We start from the raw sequence: 220 nt of genomic DNA, 5'->3' as shown, positions 1-220 counted from the left end.
AATCTTTTCAGCATCTGGTTTGCCGTAATCCTGGGGGCGATAGATGTGGGAGCTCTTGTGGCGCTGAAGTTTGCGTTTGACAGACGAAAAAGAGGGATGATAGAAGTAGGCGGGCTTGTACTCATTTTAATCTGCTTTTTCTACGGTGGAATAAGAAATTCCTTTATAGTAATTAGCAGAGGATGGAATCTTTTCCTGGGAATGATCCTGATAGCTGCCA

1 protein-coding gene is annotated in these 220 nt (G+C 43.6%); it reads left to right on the top strand.

The window, feature by feature from the left end; translation table 11 throughout:
* Positions 1–220 (top strand): hypothetical protein (locus HJY11_RS14200; protein ID WP_208076527.1); only part of this gene is annotated, 220 nt, incomplete at both ends.

It is taken from the genome of Bittarella massiliensis (ex Durand et al. 2017) (genome assembly GCF_017566145.1).
GTDB classification, from domain to species: Bacteria; Bacillota; Clostridia; order Oscillospirales; family Ruminococcaceae; genus Bittarella; species Bittarella massiliensis_A.
This window is presented reverse-complemented; position numbering and strand designations above follow the sequence as displayed.